Annotated in this window: 1 protein-coding gene; it reads left to right on the top strand. The window is 64.8% G+C overall.

Features of this window, described 5'->3' with window-relative positions; translation table 11 throughout:
• Window positions 1-1,931, top strand: a 1,931-nt coding sequence (locus AC1DF8_RS36195; RefSeq protein ID WP_478157609.1) for a GumC family protein, incomplete at both ends; no start/stop codon positions are given.

The raw sequence follows: 1,931 nt of genomic DNA on the forward strand, positions 1-1,931 counted from the left end.
ATGATGGTGCTGATGGCGGCGTCGATCGTGCTGATCTCGGGCTTGAATCCGAGCTATCACGCCGCATCCCGGCTGATGATCCACAAACCGCTGGCAACTGCGCTCAGCACCGGCGATGCCGGCAACAATGCGCCGGTGAACGTCACATCCGAGACCGAGCGGCTGCTGTCCAGAAGCGTGACGGAGCGCATCATCCGCGACTTGCGGCTCGACGAGCGRCCGGAGTTCAACCCGGCCCTGCGCCAGGCCTCCGTCCTCGACGAGATCAGGGCAACCTTGCGCGGCCTGCTGGTGAGCAGCGACAAGCCGTCACAGCCGTCGGGAGACAGTATCGAGCCGATCATCCAGGCCTATTACAAGGCGCTGAGCGTGTGGCGCGACGGCCAGAGCGATGTCGTCCAGATCGGCTTTACGGCCGGCGATCCCGAACTGGCAGCCGCCGTCCCGAACCGTCTCATCAGCATCTATCTCGAAGAGCGCAAGGACAGTATCCGCGGCAGCCTCGACACGGCGCAGGCATGGATCGGCCAGCGCATCGCCGAACAGCAGGATCGCGCCAGGGCCGCCCGCGATGCCGCCGACACCTATCAGCAAACGACGGGCGTCGTTCAAAGCGGCGATGAGCAGAGCGAACAGGTCAAGGCGATCGTCGAATTGAGCGACCGGCAGACGAAGATCGGGCAAAGCCGCGCCGACATCCAGGATACGATCGCCGCACTGGAAGCGGCCCGCGACCCTTCGCTTGCCGCCCAGAACAAATCCGTCCCCGACAGCATCGGCGCGATGCAAAGCGACCTGCGTGCCCAGCAGCAGGATCTCGCACGCCTTCTCGATATCTATGGCAACGATGCTGCCGCCGTGGTCGACCTGCGGGCAAGGATCGACAGGTCTCGCACCGATCTCGGCGCGGCGGTCGACCGGTACCTGCAGTCCATGCGCGCCAAGCTGGGCACCCTTGATGACGAGGACCGTACAGTGCGATCGGCACTGGCATCCGCCTATGAGCAACGCTCCCGCTCGTCGCTGGCACAGACCGAACTCGGACGGCTGCAGCGCATTGCCGACAGGGAGCAGACGGCGCTCGACAAGCTTGAGGAGCAGCGCCGCGGTCTTGCCGGGCAGGCCATGCTGCCGGGCACCGAACTGGAGGTCCTGTCACCGGCTGCGGTRCCGCTTGCCCCGCAGGGGCGCAGCCGGCTGTTCTACCTGATCGGCGCCTTCTTCGCTTCGATCTCGGTTGCGGTGACGGCCGCCTTCGTGGTCGAGATGATGGACAGGACGGTGCGCAGCTTCGACCAGATCAGTGGAATGGCGCGCATCGTGCCGGCCGGCTTCGTCCCACACTTGCGACGCAAGGACCGCAGAGATCCCTCGCGGCTGTTCGGGCAAACGCAGATCGGCATGTTCGACGAAGCGATCCGCACCGTGATGATCTCGCTCAAGCAGGCCAATGGCGGAAAGCTGCCGAACAGCATCGCCGTGACCTCGGCCCATAGCGGCGAAGGCAAGTCGCTGGTGGCCGGATCGCTGGCAATCGAGCTTGCCGCCAACGGAACACCGGTGCTGCTTGTCGACAGCGATATCCGGCGCGGACATCTCGATACGCTGTTCCGGTCCGGCCTGAAGCAGGGGCTGAATGACTTCCTGAGTGGACAGGYTGGCCTCGAGGACGTCGTCCATCACCATCCGAGCGGGATCGACTTCATCCCGGCCGGCAATCCCCGCCTGCAGCGGCGCATGCGCATGACCGACGTCGCCGAGATCATCGAGATGGCCCGCAACAGAGGCCAGATCGTCATCTTCGACAGCGCCCCCGTACTGGCCTCGGCCGATACGATGCATCTGACAGCGCTGACGGAGCGAACGCTGATGATCGTGCAATGGGCAAAAACCAGCCGCAGAGCCGCCGAATTCTGCCTGCAGCAGCTCAG

It is taken from the genome of Rhizobium sp. 05N49, assembly GCF_056396805.1.